Source organism: Candidatus Sodalis sp. SoCistrobi (assembly GCF_900143145.1).
In the GTDB taxonomy this organism is placed as follows: Bacteria; Pseudomonadota; Gammaproteobacteria; order Enterobacterales; family Enterobacteriaceae; genus SoCistrobi.
The window spans coordinates 1-13,884 of the sequence record NZ_FRDB01000063.1; the positions used below are offsets into that span (position 1 = coordinate 1).

11 protein-coding genes, 4 tRNA genes and 1 pseudogene are annotated in these 13,884 nt (G+C 53.0%); 10 read left to right on the plus strand and 6 right to left on the minus strand.

The annotated features are described in order from the left end of the window. The 3 genes from CINSTRO3249_RS06255 to CINSTRO3249_RS06265 form a co-directional block, all read left to right on the plus strand. The coding region (locus CINSTRO3249_RS06255; RefSeq protein WP_254304262.1) for a flagellar biosynthesis protein FlhF at positions 1-1,360 on the plus strand (1,360 nt) is incomplete at its 5' end. A gap of 103 nt (positions 1,361-1,463) precedes the next feature. Beyond that, the gene (locus tag CINSTRO3249_RS06260; RefSeq protein WP_074012627.1) at positions 1,464-3,140 is read left to right on the plus strand and encodes a sensor histidine kinase; all 1,677 of its coding nucleotides are present in this window, start codon (positions 1,464-1,466) and stop codon (positions 3,138-3,140) included. Between the two features lie 36 nt (positions 3,141-3,176). Continuing rightward, complete coding sequence (locus CINSTRO3249_RS06265) at positions 3,177-3,905, plus strand: LytR/AlgR family response regulator transcription factor (protein ID WP_074012628.1); 729 nt, start codon at positions 3,177-3,179, stop codon at positions 3,903-3,905. A 120-nt stretch (positions 3,906-4,025) separates the two neighbouring features. Here the strand turns inward: CINSTRO3249_RS06265 and glk are convergent, their stop codons facing one another. Together glk and CINSTRO3249_RS06275 are read right to left on the minus strand one after the other, a co-directional pair. Continuing rightward, positions 4,026-4,970, minus strand: coding sequence for a glucokinase (gene glk, locus CINSTRO3249_RS06270; RefSeq protein WP_074012629.1), 945 nt, complete (start codon positions 4,968-4,970; stop codon positions 4,026-4,028). A 166-nt stretch (positions 4,971-5,136) separates the two neighbouring features. Beyond that, positions 5,137-5,816: pseudogene (locus tag CINSTRO3249_RS06275) on the minus strand (aspartate/glutamate racemase family protein). Between the two features lie 177 nt (positions 5,817-5,993). Here CINSTRO3249_RS06275 and mgrA point away from each other — a divergent pair. Continuing rightward, on the plus strand, positions 5,994-6,983 hold the full coding sequence (gene mgrA, locus CINSTRO3249_RS06280) for an L-glyceraldehyde 3-phosphate reductase (RefSeq protein WP_074012630.1): 990 nt from the start codon (positions 5,994-5,996) through the stop codon (positions 6,981-6,983). A 2-nt stretch (positions 6,984-6,985) separates the two neighbouring features. Here the strand turns inward: mgrA and CINSTRO3249_RS06285 are convergent, their stop codons facing one another. Further along, a complete protein-coding gene (locus CINSTRO3249_RS06285) occupies positions 6,986-8,224 on the minus strand; it encodes an Nramp family divalent metal transporter (RefSeq protein ID WP_074012631.1) in 1,239 nt (412 codons plus the stop codon). A 378-nt stretch (positions 8,225-8,602) separates the two neighbouring features. On the opposite strand from CINSTRO3249_RS06285, the gene CINSTRO3249_RS06290 reads away from it, so the two are divergent. Further along, positions 8,603-9,787: a NupC/NupG family nucleoside CNT transporter gene (locus CINSTRO3249_RS06290; protein WP_074012632.1), complete on the plus strand. Its 1,185-nt coding sequence runs from the start codon at positions 8,603-8,605 to the stop codon at positions 9,785-9,787. Between the two features lie 158 nt (positions 9,788-9,945). Here CINSTRO3249_RS06290 and CINSTRO3249_RS06295 read toward each other — a convergent pair. Together CINSTRO3249_RS06295 and gltX are read right to left on the minus strand one after the other, a co-directional pair. Next, positions 9,946-10,021: transfer RNA gene (locus CINSTRO3249_RS06295), tRNA-Ala, on the minus strand. 108 nt (positions 10,022-10,129) lie between these two features. Further along, on the minus strand, positions 10,130-11,557 hold the full coding sequence (gene gltX / locus CINSTRO3249_RS06300) for a glutamate--tRNA ligase (RefSeq protein WP_074012633.1): 1,428 nt from the start codon (positions 11,555-11,557) through the stop codon (positions 10,130-10,132). 246 nt (positions 11,558-11,803) lie between these two features. Here gltX and CINSTRO3249_RS06305 point away from each other — a divergent pair. From CINSTRO3249_RS06305 to CINSTRO3249_RS06320, 5 genes are all read left to right on the plus strand, one after another. Beyond that, positions 11,804-11,879: transfer RNA gene (locus CINSTRO3249_RS06305), tRNA-Val, on the plus strand. Positions 11,880-11,932: 53 nt separating this feature from the next. After that, positions 11,933-12,008, plus strand: a tRNA-Val gene (locus CINSTRO3249_RS06310). 18 nt (positions 12,009-12,026) lie between these two features. Then, positions 12,027-12,102: transfer RNA gene (locus CINSTRO3249_RS06315), tRNA-Lys, on the plus strand. A 586-nt stretch (positions 12,103-12,688) separates the two neighbouring features. Then, positions 12,689-12,838 (plus strand): hypothetical protein, encoded by a 150-nt coding sequence (locus CINSTRO3249_RS17150; RefSeq protein WP_174249741.1) that lies wholly within the window; start codon positions 12,689-12,691, stop codon positions 12,836-12,838. A 550-nt stretch (positions 12,839-13,388) separates the two neighbouring features. Then, complete coding sequence (locus tag CINSTRO3249_RS06320; RefSeq protein ID WP_254304305.1) at positions 13,389-13,622, plus strand: hypothetical protein; 234 nt, start codon at positions 13,389-13,391, stop codon at positions 13,620-13,622. Positions 13,623-13,655: 33 nt separating this feature from the next. Here CINSTRO3249_RS06320 and CINSTRO3249_RS06325 read toward each other — a convergent pair. Continuing rightward, positions 13,656-13,884 (minus strand): integrase core domain-containing protein (locus tag CINSTRO3249_RS06325; protein WP_143146879.1); only part of this gene is annotated, 229 nt, incomplete at its 5' end.

Sequence of the window (13,884 nt, forward strand, 5' to 3'; positions counted from 1 at the left end):
CATAGGTATCTACACATTTATCGTGATACCTGTTATTACTTTGCAGAATGATTTCAACCTATCTGTTGGCGGGATTGACTCTCGCCTTACCCGCCGATATCAGACGCTGGTTAAACAGCATATGACGCCCGCGGCTCTTCTTGCTTCTGCGGTTAAAGACCTCGCAAGTGCTCAAAAATCAACTTTCGCAACTACCCAAGCTGTCTGGCGTTTTCTGAATAATAAGCGAATTAGCTTCAGTCAACTCAATGAGCCAATTATTTCGCTAGCACTTGAGCAAATTTCGCTTAGCCCGCATCCATACGCTCTCGTTGTTCATGATTGGTCACGTTTACAATTTCTTTACCATCATGCCAAATACGGACGCTTAAAAATGACGCACGGTGGCGATGTTGGATATGAACTTCAAAGCAGCTTGCTGGTTGATGCTGGCACGGGTTTGCCAATAGCGCCTCTATCTCAGACACTTACCGATGCAACCGGTTGTCATTCAACGTTGGCGGAAGGACTGTCCGAACGGCAGACACATATGGACGCCTTGACGACCGATATTGCCCGTGTGGAATCGCTTAATATAGGTAAAAAGCTGATTCATATAATTGATAGAGAGGGTGACTCTATTGGACATATGCGGACGTTGAGTACTCAAGGAATATGCTGGCTTATCCGAGGAAAAGAAGGACATGGTGCAGAGTGGCAAGGTAATTCATTGAAAATTGGTGAGATTGCTGCTCTTCTGCCATACAACGGATGCGGACAGGTAGACTGGAAAGGGAAAAAAGCTGATATGGAAATCAGTGAAACCTCGATAGTCATAACCCGAGCTGCGCAGCAGAAGCGTAAAGATAAAGAAACCGGCCGCCGCATAAAAATCCAACCTGGAGAGCCTCTGACGGTCAGATTGGTTGTTGTTCGGCTTACGGATGATCTCGGTAATGTGGTGGGACGCTGGACGCTGCTTACAAACGTTTGCAGCGAGATCACCTGCGAGGAAGTAGCTCGTTGGTATTACTGGCGCTGGAATATTGAATCATTTTTTAAGTTGCTGAAAGGTGCCGGACATGACGTAGAAACATGGCTTCAGCGCAGCGCGCCAGCCGTACTACGCAGGTTGTTAATAGCCAGTATGGCTGCTGTTCTGGTATGGCGGCTGCAACGCGCTGAAGGAGAAGAAAATGCGGCAGCCCGCCAGCTGATATGTCGCTTGTCAGGACGACAGCAAAAGCGAGGCCGCAGAGAGAGCGCTCCTGCTCTGCTCGCTGGCCTATCCATCTTGTTGAATACACTAAAATTATTATCGGAATATAGTCTGGAAGAACTTACTCATTTAGCGAGAGTTGCTCTTAAGCCTCCTCCCTGATGTGTAGATACCTATGCCTTATAACCGTGACTTTGACCTCAGTTATGGAACAGAGATCACATTTTGCCTATAGTAAGGGTCTGCCATTGGCCGGATAACCGTTGTGAATGAAATTTTTGAAATGCTGCTGGCGGTGTATGAACGCGCCGCGTTAATGCTCATCTGCCTGTTCTTATTAACCCGCACCCGCCGTTTCCGTCAGTTGCTGCAAACTGAAGAGCATAGTCGCCAGGAACAGATGGCGGTCACCGCCATTTTCTGTCTGTTTGCGATCTTCAGTAATTATTCTGGGATCCATGTGGAAGGATCGCTGATTAACGTTCGCATTATTGCGGTCATGTCCGGCGGCATTCTTTTTGGCCCCTGGGTCGGTATCATTACCGGCGCGGTCGCCGGCTTGCATCGCTTCGTCATCGATATCCACGGCCCGACGTCGGTCCCCTGCCTGATTAGTAGCGTGGTGGCGGGCGTGGTTTCTGGATATATTCATTTGCGGGTCAAGAAAGAACGCCGCTGGAGCACAGGGATCCTGGGCGGCATGCTGTGCGAATCCCTTACCATGCTGCTGGTGGTGGTCTGGGCCGAACCTACGGCGCTGGGACTGGATATTGTCGCCAAGATAGCCTTGCCGATGATTTTGGGTGCCGTTAGCATCGGTCTGATTGTGTTGCTGGTACAGGGCGTCGAAAATGAAAAAGAAGTGATTGCCGCGCGTCAGGCGAAACTGGCGCTGGACATCGCCAACAAAACCCTACCCTACTTTCGTCATATCAATAGCGAATCCTTGACCACCGTTTGCGATATCATACGTACCGATATCAAGGCGGATGCGGTCGCCATCACTAATCAGCACCATATCCTGGCCTATGTCGGCGTGGGCGCCGAACGCTACAACATCGGCCATGAAATCATCAGCGCGACGACCCGCGAAACGATTGCCAGCGGAAACATCACCATAAAAAACAATGATGAAGCGGACCGCACGCCGCAAATACACTCGCTGATTATCATCCCACTATGGGAGAAAGGCGTTGTTACCGGCTCGCTGAAAATTTATTATTGCCACGCTCACCAAATTACCAACTCGCTGAAGGTGATGGCGGTTGGGCTATCACAAATCATCTCGACCCAAATCGAAGTGTCGCGCATCGAGCAACTGCGGGAAATGGCCGACCGCGCCGAGCTGCGCGCGCTGCAAAGCAAAATTAATCCCCATTTCCTGTTTAATGCCCTGAACGCCATTTCGTCTTCGATCCGCGTCAAGCCAGATACGGCGCGTCAGTTGATCATTAATTTGTCCCGCTATTTACGCTATAACCTGGAATTGAACGACGAACATATCGACATCAAAAAAGAGCTGTATCAAATTCAGGATTATATCGCCATCGAGCAGGCGCGCTTTGGCAGTAAACTCACCGTCATCTACGATATTGACGAGGAATTGTCGTTCACGCTCCCCAGTCTGCTCATTCAGCCGTTGGTGGAAAACGCCATCGTCCACGGTATTCAGCCCTGCCGCGGTAACGGTGTTGTGGTTATCGCCATTAAAGCCGAGGGCGAGCGTATTCGAGTTTCCGTGACCGACACCGGCAGCGGCATCAGCGAGGCGGTGATTGAGCAGGTGCGGCGCAACGAACAGCCCTCGCGGCGTATCGGGTTATTAAATGTGCACCACCGGGTAACGCTGTTGTACGGAGAAGGTTTACACATTCGTCGCCGGGAGCCCGGCACGGAAATTTGGTTTTATTTGACCGCCGATGGCCGCAAACAGGCCGCCTAGGTAAGCAACCTTACCGCGGTTGATAAGCGAGACAGAATGAAAGCCATTATTGTTGAAGACGAGTTTCTGGCTCTGGAAGAGTTGCGCTATTTGGTGGAAAAACACAGCCGCCTGGACATTGTCGCCACATTTGACGATGGGCTGGATGTGCTGCGTTATTTGCAAAATCATGAAGTGGATGTGGTGTTCCTGGATATCAATATTCCGTCGTTGGACGGTGTTTTATTGGCCCAGAGCATCAGCAAGTTTGTGCGCCGACCGGCGATCATTTTCATTACCGCCTACAAGGAACATGCGGTGGCGGCATTTGAGCTGGAGGCGTTCGACTATATTCTCAAGCCCTACCACGAACAACGTATTGTCACCATGCTGCATAAGCTTGAGGCCAACGGGCGCCTGACGGCGGCGGCGTTGAATAATCAAGGTCCCCGCGCCAGTCACACCGTCAATTTGATGAAAGATGAACGCATTATCGTCACCGACATTAATAATCTTTATTATGCCGTTGCACAGGAAAAGGTGACGCAGGTTTATACGCGCCGTGAGGTGTATACCATGCCGATGGCGATAACCGAATTTTGCGCCCGTTTGCCGGAAGAGGTCTTTTTCCGCTGCCACCGTTCTTATGTCGTCAACAGGGAAAAGATCCGCGAGATTGTGCCCTGGTTCAATAACACCTACCTGTTGCGCCTCAACGATGTAGACTTTGAGGTGCCTGTCAGCCGCAGTAAGGTGAAAGCCTTTCGCCTGATGATGGGACTCTAAAGACGTGGGAATAAAGGAAGTGGCACTAGGGGCGCCTGCCACAGATACGGGATACTCGCGATTGCCGGCCCCGACGCGGCACGGCATCATTGTCCGCAGCGCGTCAAAGGCGGCATGCTGTTAAAGCGTATGGCCCATCAGCTGGCGGATATGAGCGCCGGCGCCAAGCAGTCCGGGCTGCTCATAGCGAATCAAATACACCGGAATCTCCAGTAAATAGTCTTTGAACCGCCCTTTATCTTCAAACGCCGCGCGGAAACCCGAGGCGCGGAAGAAATCCAAAAAGCGCGGCACAATGCCGCCGGCAATATACACGCCGCCGAAACGGCCCATCAGGACGCAAAACAACGACAGCGCGCGGCGGCTGTCGATACAGCTGTCGATACAGCTGTCGGCCAATGCCTGTTCGGTCACCTGCTTCGGCTGCAGATTTTCTGGCAACCGGCCGTCCGCTTTGACGATAGCGCGGTACAAATTGACCAGCCCCGGGCCGGAAAGAACCCGCTCGGCGGAAACGTGTCCCAACTCCGCACGCAGCACCGACAAAATATTGTCTTCTTCTTCGCTATTGGGGGCAAAGTCCACGTGGCCGCCCTCGCCCGGCAGGCTAATCCAGCGATTGTCCACCTGAATTAAATGGCTGACCCCTAGCCCCGTCCCCGCGCCGTAAATGGCAACCGGCTTACCGGCAATCGCTTTACCGCCGCCGAACTGGATGACATCCTCCTCCCCCAACATCGGGATAGCCATCGACACCGCGGTAAAATCGTTGATGACTTCGAGCTGATTCAACGCCAGGCTGGCCTTCATCGCCTGAATAGAGAACGCCCAGGAATGGTTGGTCATTTCAACCCAGTCGTCGGTGATCGGGCAGGCGATAGCGATACAGGCCTCTTTCACCGCGACTTTTTGACCGGTCAAATAATGACGGATCACCCGTTCCAACGTGTCGTAATCATCGCCGGAATAGGTATGAATGTGGGAGATCTCCCCCGTATCCACATCGCACAGCGCCAGCCGGGCGTTGGTCCCGCCAACATCACCGACCAGGACATAATTTGTCATTCGTTTCATGCTCCACTGACTCATCCGCTTGCCGGCAGGCATTAGCCGGATAACAAGCTTAAATAATTCTCAATAATAGAATGATAACATCTACAGCATTAATTACTATAAGCCAGATAAGTATTTAGGAATGCCGGCAATACCCTTCTAACCGCCTGCCGCCCCGCTAACCCAGCGCGAAATCCACCGCCGCCGTCGCATGGATCTCTGTGGTGTCAAAGAGCGGAACCGACACCTGGTCCTGGCTGAGCAACAGGCCAATCTCCGTACACCCCAGCACAATAGCGTCAACGCCCTCAAACTGCAGTCCGGCGATAATCTGGTTGAACGCCCGTCGGGAATCGTCACGTAATATCCCCAGGCACAGTTCGTTGAAAATGATATCGTGTACCCGTTGGCGCTCGGCGGAGTCCGGAACGACCACCTCCAGCCCGTGCGGCGCCGATAAACGGTCACGATAAAAGGCCTCTTCCATCGTAAAGCGGGTGCCCAGCAGACCGACCCGCCGTACGCCCGCGCGGTGGAGGCACTCGGCGGTGGCATCTGCGATATGCAGCAACGGCAGCGGACAGCGCTGTGCAATTTGGTCGGCCACTTTATGCATGGTATTGGTACACAGGATAATGCCCTGCGCGCCGGCCTGCTCAAGCGCCTGCGCACGTCCGCCGCCTCCTGCCAGGCCCCCGCGGACTGCATACGGGCGATATCGGCGAAATCCACGCTCGCCAGCAGCAAGGAAGCGGAATGCAAGCCGCCCAAGCGGGCGCTGACGCCCTGATTGATTAACCGGTAATACGGCACGGTGGATTCCCAACTCATGCCGCCAAGCAATCCCAATGTTTTCATTCGCTTTCCTCAGGCGGGCGCCACCGCGGTAAAATTAACAGAGTATTAACATCAAACCCGCGTGGATAAACCTTGTGTTATTCACGGCGCTCGATAAAGATACCTGCTGGCGCACCATTAGCGCACGTCATTCTGACGCCTTTTCATCTCATTTTTGGCGAACAGTAAGGAACCTCTATGGTATATCAGGCCAGCCCGTCCCGTTACGAAACAATGGAATATCGCCGCTGCGGCAACAGCGGGCTGAAACTCCCGGCGGTCTCGCTGGGGCTTTGGCACAATTTTGGCGATACGACATTGCTGGACACCAGCCGTCACATGCTGCGTCATGCCTTCGATTTGGGCATTACCCATTTCGATCTTGCCAATAATTATGGTCCACCCCCGGGATCGGCGGAGGAAAATTTTGGCCGGCTGCTGCGCGAAGACTTCACGCCTTATCGAGACGAGTTAATTATCTCCACCAAGGCGGGCTATACCATGTGGCAGGGGCCCTATGGCGATTGGGGATCCAAAAAATACCTGGTGGCCAGCCTGAATCAGAGCTTGAAACGAATGGGTCTGGACTATGTGGATATTTTCTATCATCACCGGCCTGATCCGGACACGCCGCTGGAAGAAACCATGGCAGCGCTCGATCTTCTGGTGCGCCAAGGCAAGGCGCTTTATATCGGACTGTCGAATTATCCTGCGCCGCTGGCGGAACAGGCGTTTCAACTGTTGCGCGAATTGGGTACCCCCTGCCTTATCCATCAGCCGAAATATTCCCTGTTTGAACGATGGGTAGAGCCGCAGCTATTATCCAGTCTGGACAACCACGGCGTCGGCGCGATAGCCTTTTCGCCGCTGGCGGGCGGGGTTCTGACCGATCGCTATCTTCACGGGATCCCAGAAGACTCGCGCGCCGCCAGCCAGAGTCAATTTCTCTCAGGGGCGCAATTGACCGAGGAAAAAATGGCGAAAGTCCGTCGTCTGAACGCGATTGCCGTCGCGCGCGGGCAAAAACTGGCGCAAATGGCGTTGGCGTGGGTATTGCGCGGCGATCGCGTGACGTCAGTGCTCATCGGCGCCAGCAAAACGGCGCAGATTGACGATGCGGTCGCTATGCTGGCCAACCGGCAATTCAGCGAGCGGGAGCTGGCCGAGATCGACGCCATTCTGGCCTGATCCTAATACCCCATGGCGGTGCCGATCAGTAAGTAAATATTCAGCGTGACGACCACCGCCACAATCAGCCAGCCCAGCGTCTTAATCACGGGCGTGTTGACCAATTCGTTCATTAATTGGCGATTACCGGTGAACACCAATAGCGGCACCAGCGCCAGCGCGATGCCGAAGCTGAGCAACACTTGACTCATAACCAAGATACGCGTGGGATCCAGCCCTAGCATAATCACCACGAATGACGGCAGCATGGTTATCACCCGCCGCAGCAGTAGCGGAATATGGAAATGCACAAACCCTTGCATCACCACCTGCCCGGCCATGGTGCCCACCACCGTGGAGGACAGTCCCGCAGCAACCAGACTTAAGCCGAACACCGTGGCAGCGGTATGGCCGAGCAACGGCAACAGCGTCAGGTAGGCTTCATCCAAATCGGCAATACCGGTATGACCGCTAAAATGGAACGCCGCCGCGGCCGTCGCCATCATCGCCAAATTGACGAAGCCGGCGATGGTCATGGCGATCGCGACATCCAATTTGGTGGAGGAATAACGCTCGGCGCGGCTCCCTCCCCGCCCATTCTGGGTCAGCGAAGAGTGCAGATAAATGACGTGCGGCATGATGGTGGCGCCCAGCACGCCGGCGGCCAGGAATACCGCTTCGCCGTTGGGTAGCGTCGGCCACAGCAAACCGGCGCCCAATTCGCTTATCACCGGACGAGAATAAAACAACTCGGCGATATAGGCGGCGGCAACAAATAACAGCAGGCCACCGATAACCACTTCCAGCGGTTTTTGTCCACGGTTTTGCAACATTAAAATCAAAAAGGTAACGACACCGGTAATTATCGCGCCCTGCAGTAGCGACACACCTAGCAACATTTTAAAGCCGATGGCGGCGCCGATAAATTCCGCCAGGTCGGTCGCCATCGCGATAATTTCGGCCTGCACCCAATAGGCCCACACTGCGGGACGGGGAAAACGATCGCGAATGTGCTCAGCTAAATTCTTGCCGGTGGCGATACCCAATTTGGCGGACAACAGCTGAATCAACATGGCCATAATATTGGCCCATACCACCACCCACAGCAGCCGGTAGCCGAAACTGGCGCCGGCTTGAATATTGGTGGCAAAGTTACCGGGATCGATATAGCCAATCGCGGCGATGAAAGCGGGTCCGAGTAAGGAAAGCTTCACTTTTCTCGCTGCACGATTGGCGTTATCCGCGGCACGGCTGTCCACCATAGCAATAACCCTTATCAACTCACATGTTTTAGGATAGTATGCAAATACTAATGATTATCAAGTGCATTAAAGGCGATTTTGATTTCTCTGCGATAGCAGCCAGTCATACACAATCTGTGCGCGCGGTGGGACGGCCCAGACTCGGCGCCGTAGCACCTTAACGGCCAAAAATATAGCACAGGCTAAGTTTTAGCCTAGCATAGAACTTAACCTTTCGACCCGCATTTTTAATTTCTAAGCAAAAATTAGCCGCTCTGGGGTAGGTTCTCGCAGGAGAGAGAGAGGATTTTGCTATATTTGCAACTTAGAACTCGTTTTTAGCTGCCCCGTTACATAGAATGAGCGGCGAATTCTGCCTGCCTCATTTTTGGAGCACCTATGTCCCGCATTTTACACTTTGTCCTGGCGCTTGCCGTAGTGGCAATCCTGGCAATGTTGGTGAGCCGCGATCGTAAAAGCGTTCGCGTCCGTTTCATTATTCAGCTGTTAGCCATCGAAATCCTGCTCGCCTATTTCTTCCTCAATTCCCAGATAGGCCTGGGTTTCGTGCAGGGTTTCTCTGCCCTGTTCGATAAATTGCTGGGTTTTGCCGCTGAAGGCACCGGTTTCGTGTTCGGCAATATGAATAAGCAAGGGCTGGCGTTCTTTTTCCTGAACGTGTTGTGCCCGATTGTGTTCATCTCAGCGCTAATCGGCATTCTGCAGCATATCCGCGTGCTGCCCTTCGTTATTCGCATCATAGGTACCGTGCTGTCCAAGGTTAACGGCATGGGCAAACTGGAATCGTTCAACGCCGTCAGTTCACTGATCCTCGGTCAGTCGGAAAACTTTATCGCCTATAAGGATATCCTTGGCAAAATGTCCGAGCGCCGCATGTACACGATGGCCGCCACGGCGATGTCGACAGTATCCATGTCCATTGTCGGCGCTTATATGACCATGCTGGCGCCAAAATATGTCGTGGCGGCGCTGGTGTTGAATATGTTCAGTACCTTTATTGTTCTGTCTTTGCTTAACCCTTATCGGGTCGAGAAAGAAGAAGACCTGCAGATGAGTCATCTGCACGAAGGGCAAAGTTTTTTTGAGATGCTGGGTGAATATATTCTCGCCGGTTTTAAAGTGGCGATTATCGTCGCGGCGATGCTTATCGGCTTCATTGCGCTGATTGCCGCCGTGAACGCGCTGTTTAGCCTGCTATTTGGTATCAGCTTCCAGGGCATCCTCGGCTATATTTTCTTCCCCTTCGCCTGGGTGATGGGTGTGCCGGCGCACGAAGCGCTACAGGTGGGCAGCATCATGGCCACCAAATTGGTGTCGAATGAATTCGTCGCCATGATCGATTTGCAAAAAGTCGCCGGGGAATTATCACCGCGCTCGGTGGGCATTCTGTCGGTATTTTTGGTGTCGTTTGCCAACTTTTCTTCCATCGGCATTGTCGCAGGCGCCATTAAAGGCCTGAACGAGCATCAGGGCAACGTTGTCTCCCGCTACGGCCTGAAACTGGTTTATGGCTCGACGCTGGTCAGCGTGTTGTCCGCCGCCATCGCCGGCCTGGTTATCTGACGCAGCGCCCTCCTTCTCCCCGGCCTGACGGCCGGGGACGGCCCAGCCAGGTTAATCAGGCAGTCAGGCAGTCAGGCAGTCAGGCAGTCAGCCCGTTTACGCCGTTGACAGCACAATGTCCAGACGTAAAAAAACCGGCCAGGGCCGGTTTTTTTTATTGGTGGAGCTAAGCGGGATCGAACCGCTGACCTCTTGCATGCCATGCAAGCGCTCTCCCAGCTGAGCTATAGCCCCGTACCACGGATGTCGTCTCTGGTGGACGGGGCGCATGATATGAATTCCAACAAACTCTGTCAACGGCTAAATTCACCAAACGGGTTAAACGCCGAAAAAGCCGGCAAATCAGGGCTGACCGGCGCTTTCCTGCGCCCGACGGGCGATAAACTCCAATGCCTTGTCGATGCGCGCCAGACAGCGCGACTGGCCTATGGCATGCACGGTGACGTCAAGGGCGGGAGACTGGCCGGCGCCGGTAACCGCAACGCGCAGCGGCATACCGACCTTACCCATGCCCACCTGTAGCGCCTCGGCCGTTTGCTCAATAGCCGCATGCACCGTGGCCGGCGTCCATTCACTGAGCGCCGCCAGATTGGCACTTACCGCCTCCAACGCCGGAGCCGCCACCGGGCGCAAATGCTTCTTGGCCGCGTCGGCATCGAATTCGCTGAAATCTTCGTAGAAGTAGCGGCAGCTGGCCGCCATCTCTTTCAGCGTCTTGCAGCGCTCGCCCAGCAGCTTCACCAGCGCCGCCAGCTGCGGGCCGGTGCGGGTATCAATTCCCTGCTGCTCGATATGCCAGACGAGATGGGTGGCAACATAGTCGGCCGGCAGGTGATTAATGTAATGGTGATTCAGCCATTGCAGTTTTTCAGTGTTGAAGGCGCTGGCGGACTTGCTCACCGCCTCAAGGCTGAACAGCTGTTTCATTTCGTCGACGCTGAAAATCTCCTGATCGCCGTGGGACCATCCCAGACGCACCAAATAATTCAGCAGCGCTTCCGGCAAAAAACCGTCATCGCGGTATTGCATGACCCCTACCGCGCCGTGGCGTTTGGAGAGTTTTTTGCCATCGTCGCCCAGGATCATCGAGACATGGGCATAGGCCGGCACCGGCGCCCCCAGCGCCTTGAGAATGTTGATTTGGCGCGGCGTGTTATTGATATGGTCTTCCCCGCGGATAACGTGGGTTATCGCCATATCAAAATCGTCCACCACCACGCAGAAATTGTAGGTGGGCGACCCGTCGGTGCGGCGGATGATGAGATCATCCAGCTCATGATTGCTAAATTCGATAGCACCACGGATGAGGTCATTAAACACCACCGAGCCGTCCTGCGGGTTGCGAAAACGCACCACGCAGGGTTCATCGTCGGCGTGATGCTCATGGCTGTCGCGGCAGCGGCCGTCGTAGCGCGGTTTTTCGCCCCGGGCCATCTGCGCTTCGCGCAACGTTTCCAACCGCTCTTTAGAGCAATAACAGTGATAGGCGGTGCCCTTGGACAGCATATCGTCAATGACCGCGTTATAGCGATCGAATCGTTTAGTCTGGAAATAGGGACCCTCGTCCCAATCCAAGTTGAGCCAGTTCATACCGTCCATAATGGCGTCAATCGCCGGCTGCGTTGAGCGCTCAAGATCGGTGTCTTCTATGCGCAGCACAAACTCTCCGCCCAGATTGCGGGCAAACAGCCACGAATAGAGCGCGGTGCGCGCGCCACCGACATGTAAATAGCCGGTGGGGCTGGGCGCAAAACGGGTTTTAATTTTCATTAGCTACATTGCCTTCATTACGCAGGGCTAACAGCCGGAATGGCGTTTCCGGCCCATAATAAAAAGTGGGGAATAGTCTACCACTTGGGGGCGAATCCTCAACGCCTGTCCACATCCGGCAGGTTTTTTTGCAAAAGCCGGGGCAAAACCGCCCGGGATGGCTAAATTTAATACGAACACGCAAATTCACGGGAAAAATCGTTGACTCATTTCGGCGGTTCCCTATAATGCGACTCCACACAGCGGGGGTGATTAGCTCAGCTGGGAGAGCACCTCCCTTACAAGGAGGGGGTCGGCGGTTCGATCCCGTCATCACCCACCACGATTCAGTTCGTGTCCCGCCGTGAGAAATAGAAGTAATATGCTCTAAGAAGTGGGTGATTAGCTCAGCTGGGAGAGCACCTCCCTTACAAGGAGGGGGTCGGCGGTTCGATCCCGTCATCACTCACCATTCTGACGTCTTTTAAGTGGGTCGTTAGCTCAGTTGGTAGAGCAGTTGACTTTTAATCAATTGGTCGCAGGTTCGAATCCTGCACGACCCACCACTTTCCGTTTTGCCCTTCTCCGTTTGCCTTGTCACCGACTTTATCAACGCCCGTTGCCACTTGGCCTGTTGCGCCGCTGTCAAAGACAGGCAGCTACTACCCCGTGTATTCAGGTAGCAGTTAGCCGCCGCAGACGGCGTGGCGCGAATACGCCCGTGTATTCAGGTAACAGTTAGCCACCGCAGACGGCGTGGCGCGAATACGCCCGTGCATTCCAGTTGCAGTTAGCCACCGCAGACGGCGTGGCGCGAATACGCCCGTGCATTCCAGTTGCAGTTAGCCACCGCAGATGGCGTGGCGTGAATACGCCCGTGCATTCTGGTGGATGTTTTATACCGCAGACGGCACGCCGCTGTAACCTCCTTCCCCTCTCGCTGGTCAAGATGCCGATACGACGAATCTTTATGTCATAGGCAAAGAGCAATTAATTATCTTGCTATTTAATGACTGGTTATACTGGGTTCATCACCCACAGCAACCTATCCGGCTGGGGGAATACTCACTGGGGGTTTGCGGCCCAAATGTCGACGTAGGGATAGCACAGTTTTAAATCTCTCGATATTGTATTACCCGTAAACTTATGGTTATGGCTTTGGCTTTGGCTTTGGCTTTGGCTTTGGCTTTGGCTTTGGCTTTGGCTTTGGCTTTGGCTTTGGCTTTGGCAATGAAATTAAACTCTCCAGCGATCACCGATAATGTTAACCGCTCGGTAATAACACATTTATCGCTGCAGTGAGGACTCAGATTCTGAGTCATGCGCGTATTAAAGAAAAACGCCCAACAACATTGGGTATTGCTTCATTCACCCATTGGACGACCAAGGGATGACCAGCGGAAAAAATGAACAGTATTATCATCCTTCATCATAGGATAAAAATTTTAGCCACGACGGAGCAGAATAAGGGACTGGATATCGTTGCAGGAAACTGAGTGCTTTAAACCTGAAAGTAACCAAAAAATAAAAGAATGACGATCATAAAACACTGAGCTCAACCAAAACTTCTGCCACTTCTAACACAAAACGTCACCGTCGCAACGCCTGAAATTGACATTCCCTACTCAAGGACAAAAGCACCTACTGCCGTGGCGTGAATGCAATTTTCCATTACCTAAATCAAAGATTATTTTTCTTAATTGAATTAAGAAAATACTAATCATACATCAATCAGATATTACCTATTTTATTTTTTTGCAAGATATCACCGGGCGCAATTATTTTTTCTTATTAGCACTAATAGGCTAATTTCTCAATGTTTTCTATATCAATGAACCATTGAGGGAAGTAAATGAATAATATTACCAAATTGAAACCGATTTATACGCTGACAAGACCTGTTTGGTTAGATGCTGCTGGAATGACTAAAGGGATCAACCACGATCACCAGCATTTAGGCATTATTCTCGCCGCCAATCAGAAGATTAGAGTGCGTCAGGTCGATGCCGCTTTCAGTGGCAACTTAACGCTACGATTATTAAACGACGGCAGCAAAACGGAGGCTAGCTTCAGCGTCGGTGAATAACCCCGAGTTTATTAGAGAGTAATTTTGGCAATACTACGCCGCTTCCTCTGATGCTAATTGCAAAGCGTAATAGTTCATTTCGGCTTCAGTAGGAGGGATGTAACCCAGCCGCCCGAGCAGCCTTCTGTTGTTGTACCAGTCCACCCAGTCCAGCGTGGCCAACTCCACTTCCGTCCGGTTTTTCCAGCTCCCGCGGTGGATAACCTCCGTTTTGTACAACCCGTTGATACTCTCTGCCATCGCATTATCGTAGGAGTCGCCG

Bases quoted from the DNA above. Each gene is read 5' to 3' on its own strand.
- CINSTRO3249_RS06290 (WP_074012632.1), top strand. From the start codon at position 8,603: ATGTCCCGCATTTTACACTTTGTCCTGGCGCTTGCCGTAGTGGCAATC.
- CINSTRO3249_RS06285 (WP_074012631.1), bottom strand. From the start codon at position 8,224: ATGGTGGACAGCCGTGCCGCGGATAACGCCAATCGTGCAGCGAGAAAA.
- gltX (WP_074012633.1), bottom strand. From the start codon at position 11,557: ATGAAAATTAAAACCCGTTTTGCGCCCAGCCCCACCGGCTATTTACAT.
- glk (WP_074012629.1), bottom strand. From the start codon at position 4,970: ATGACAAATTATGTCCTGGTCGGTGATGTTGGCGGGACCAACGCCCGG.
- CINSTRO3249_RS06265 (WP_074012628.1), top strand. From the start codon at position 3,177: ATGAAAGCCATTATTGTTGAAGACGAGTTTCTGGCTCTGGAAGAGTTG.
- mgrA (WP_074012630.1), top strand. From the start codon at position 5,994: ATGGTATATCAGGCCAGCCCGTCCCGTTACGAAACAATGGAATATCGC.
- CINSTRO3249_RS17150 (WP_174249741.1), top strand. From the start codon at position 12,689: ATGGCTTTGGCTTTGGCTTTGGCTTTGGCTTTGGCTTTGGCTTTGGCT.
- CINSTRO3249_RS06320 (WP_254304305.1), top strand. From the start codon at position 13,389: ATGAATAATATTACCAAATTGAAACCGATTTATACGCTGACAAGACCT.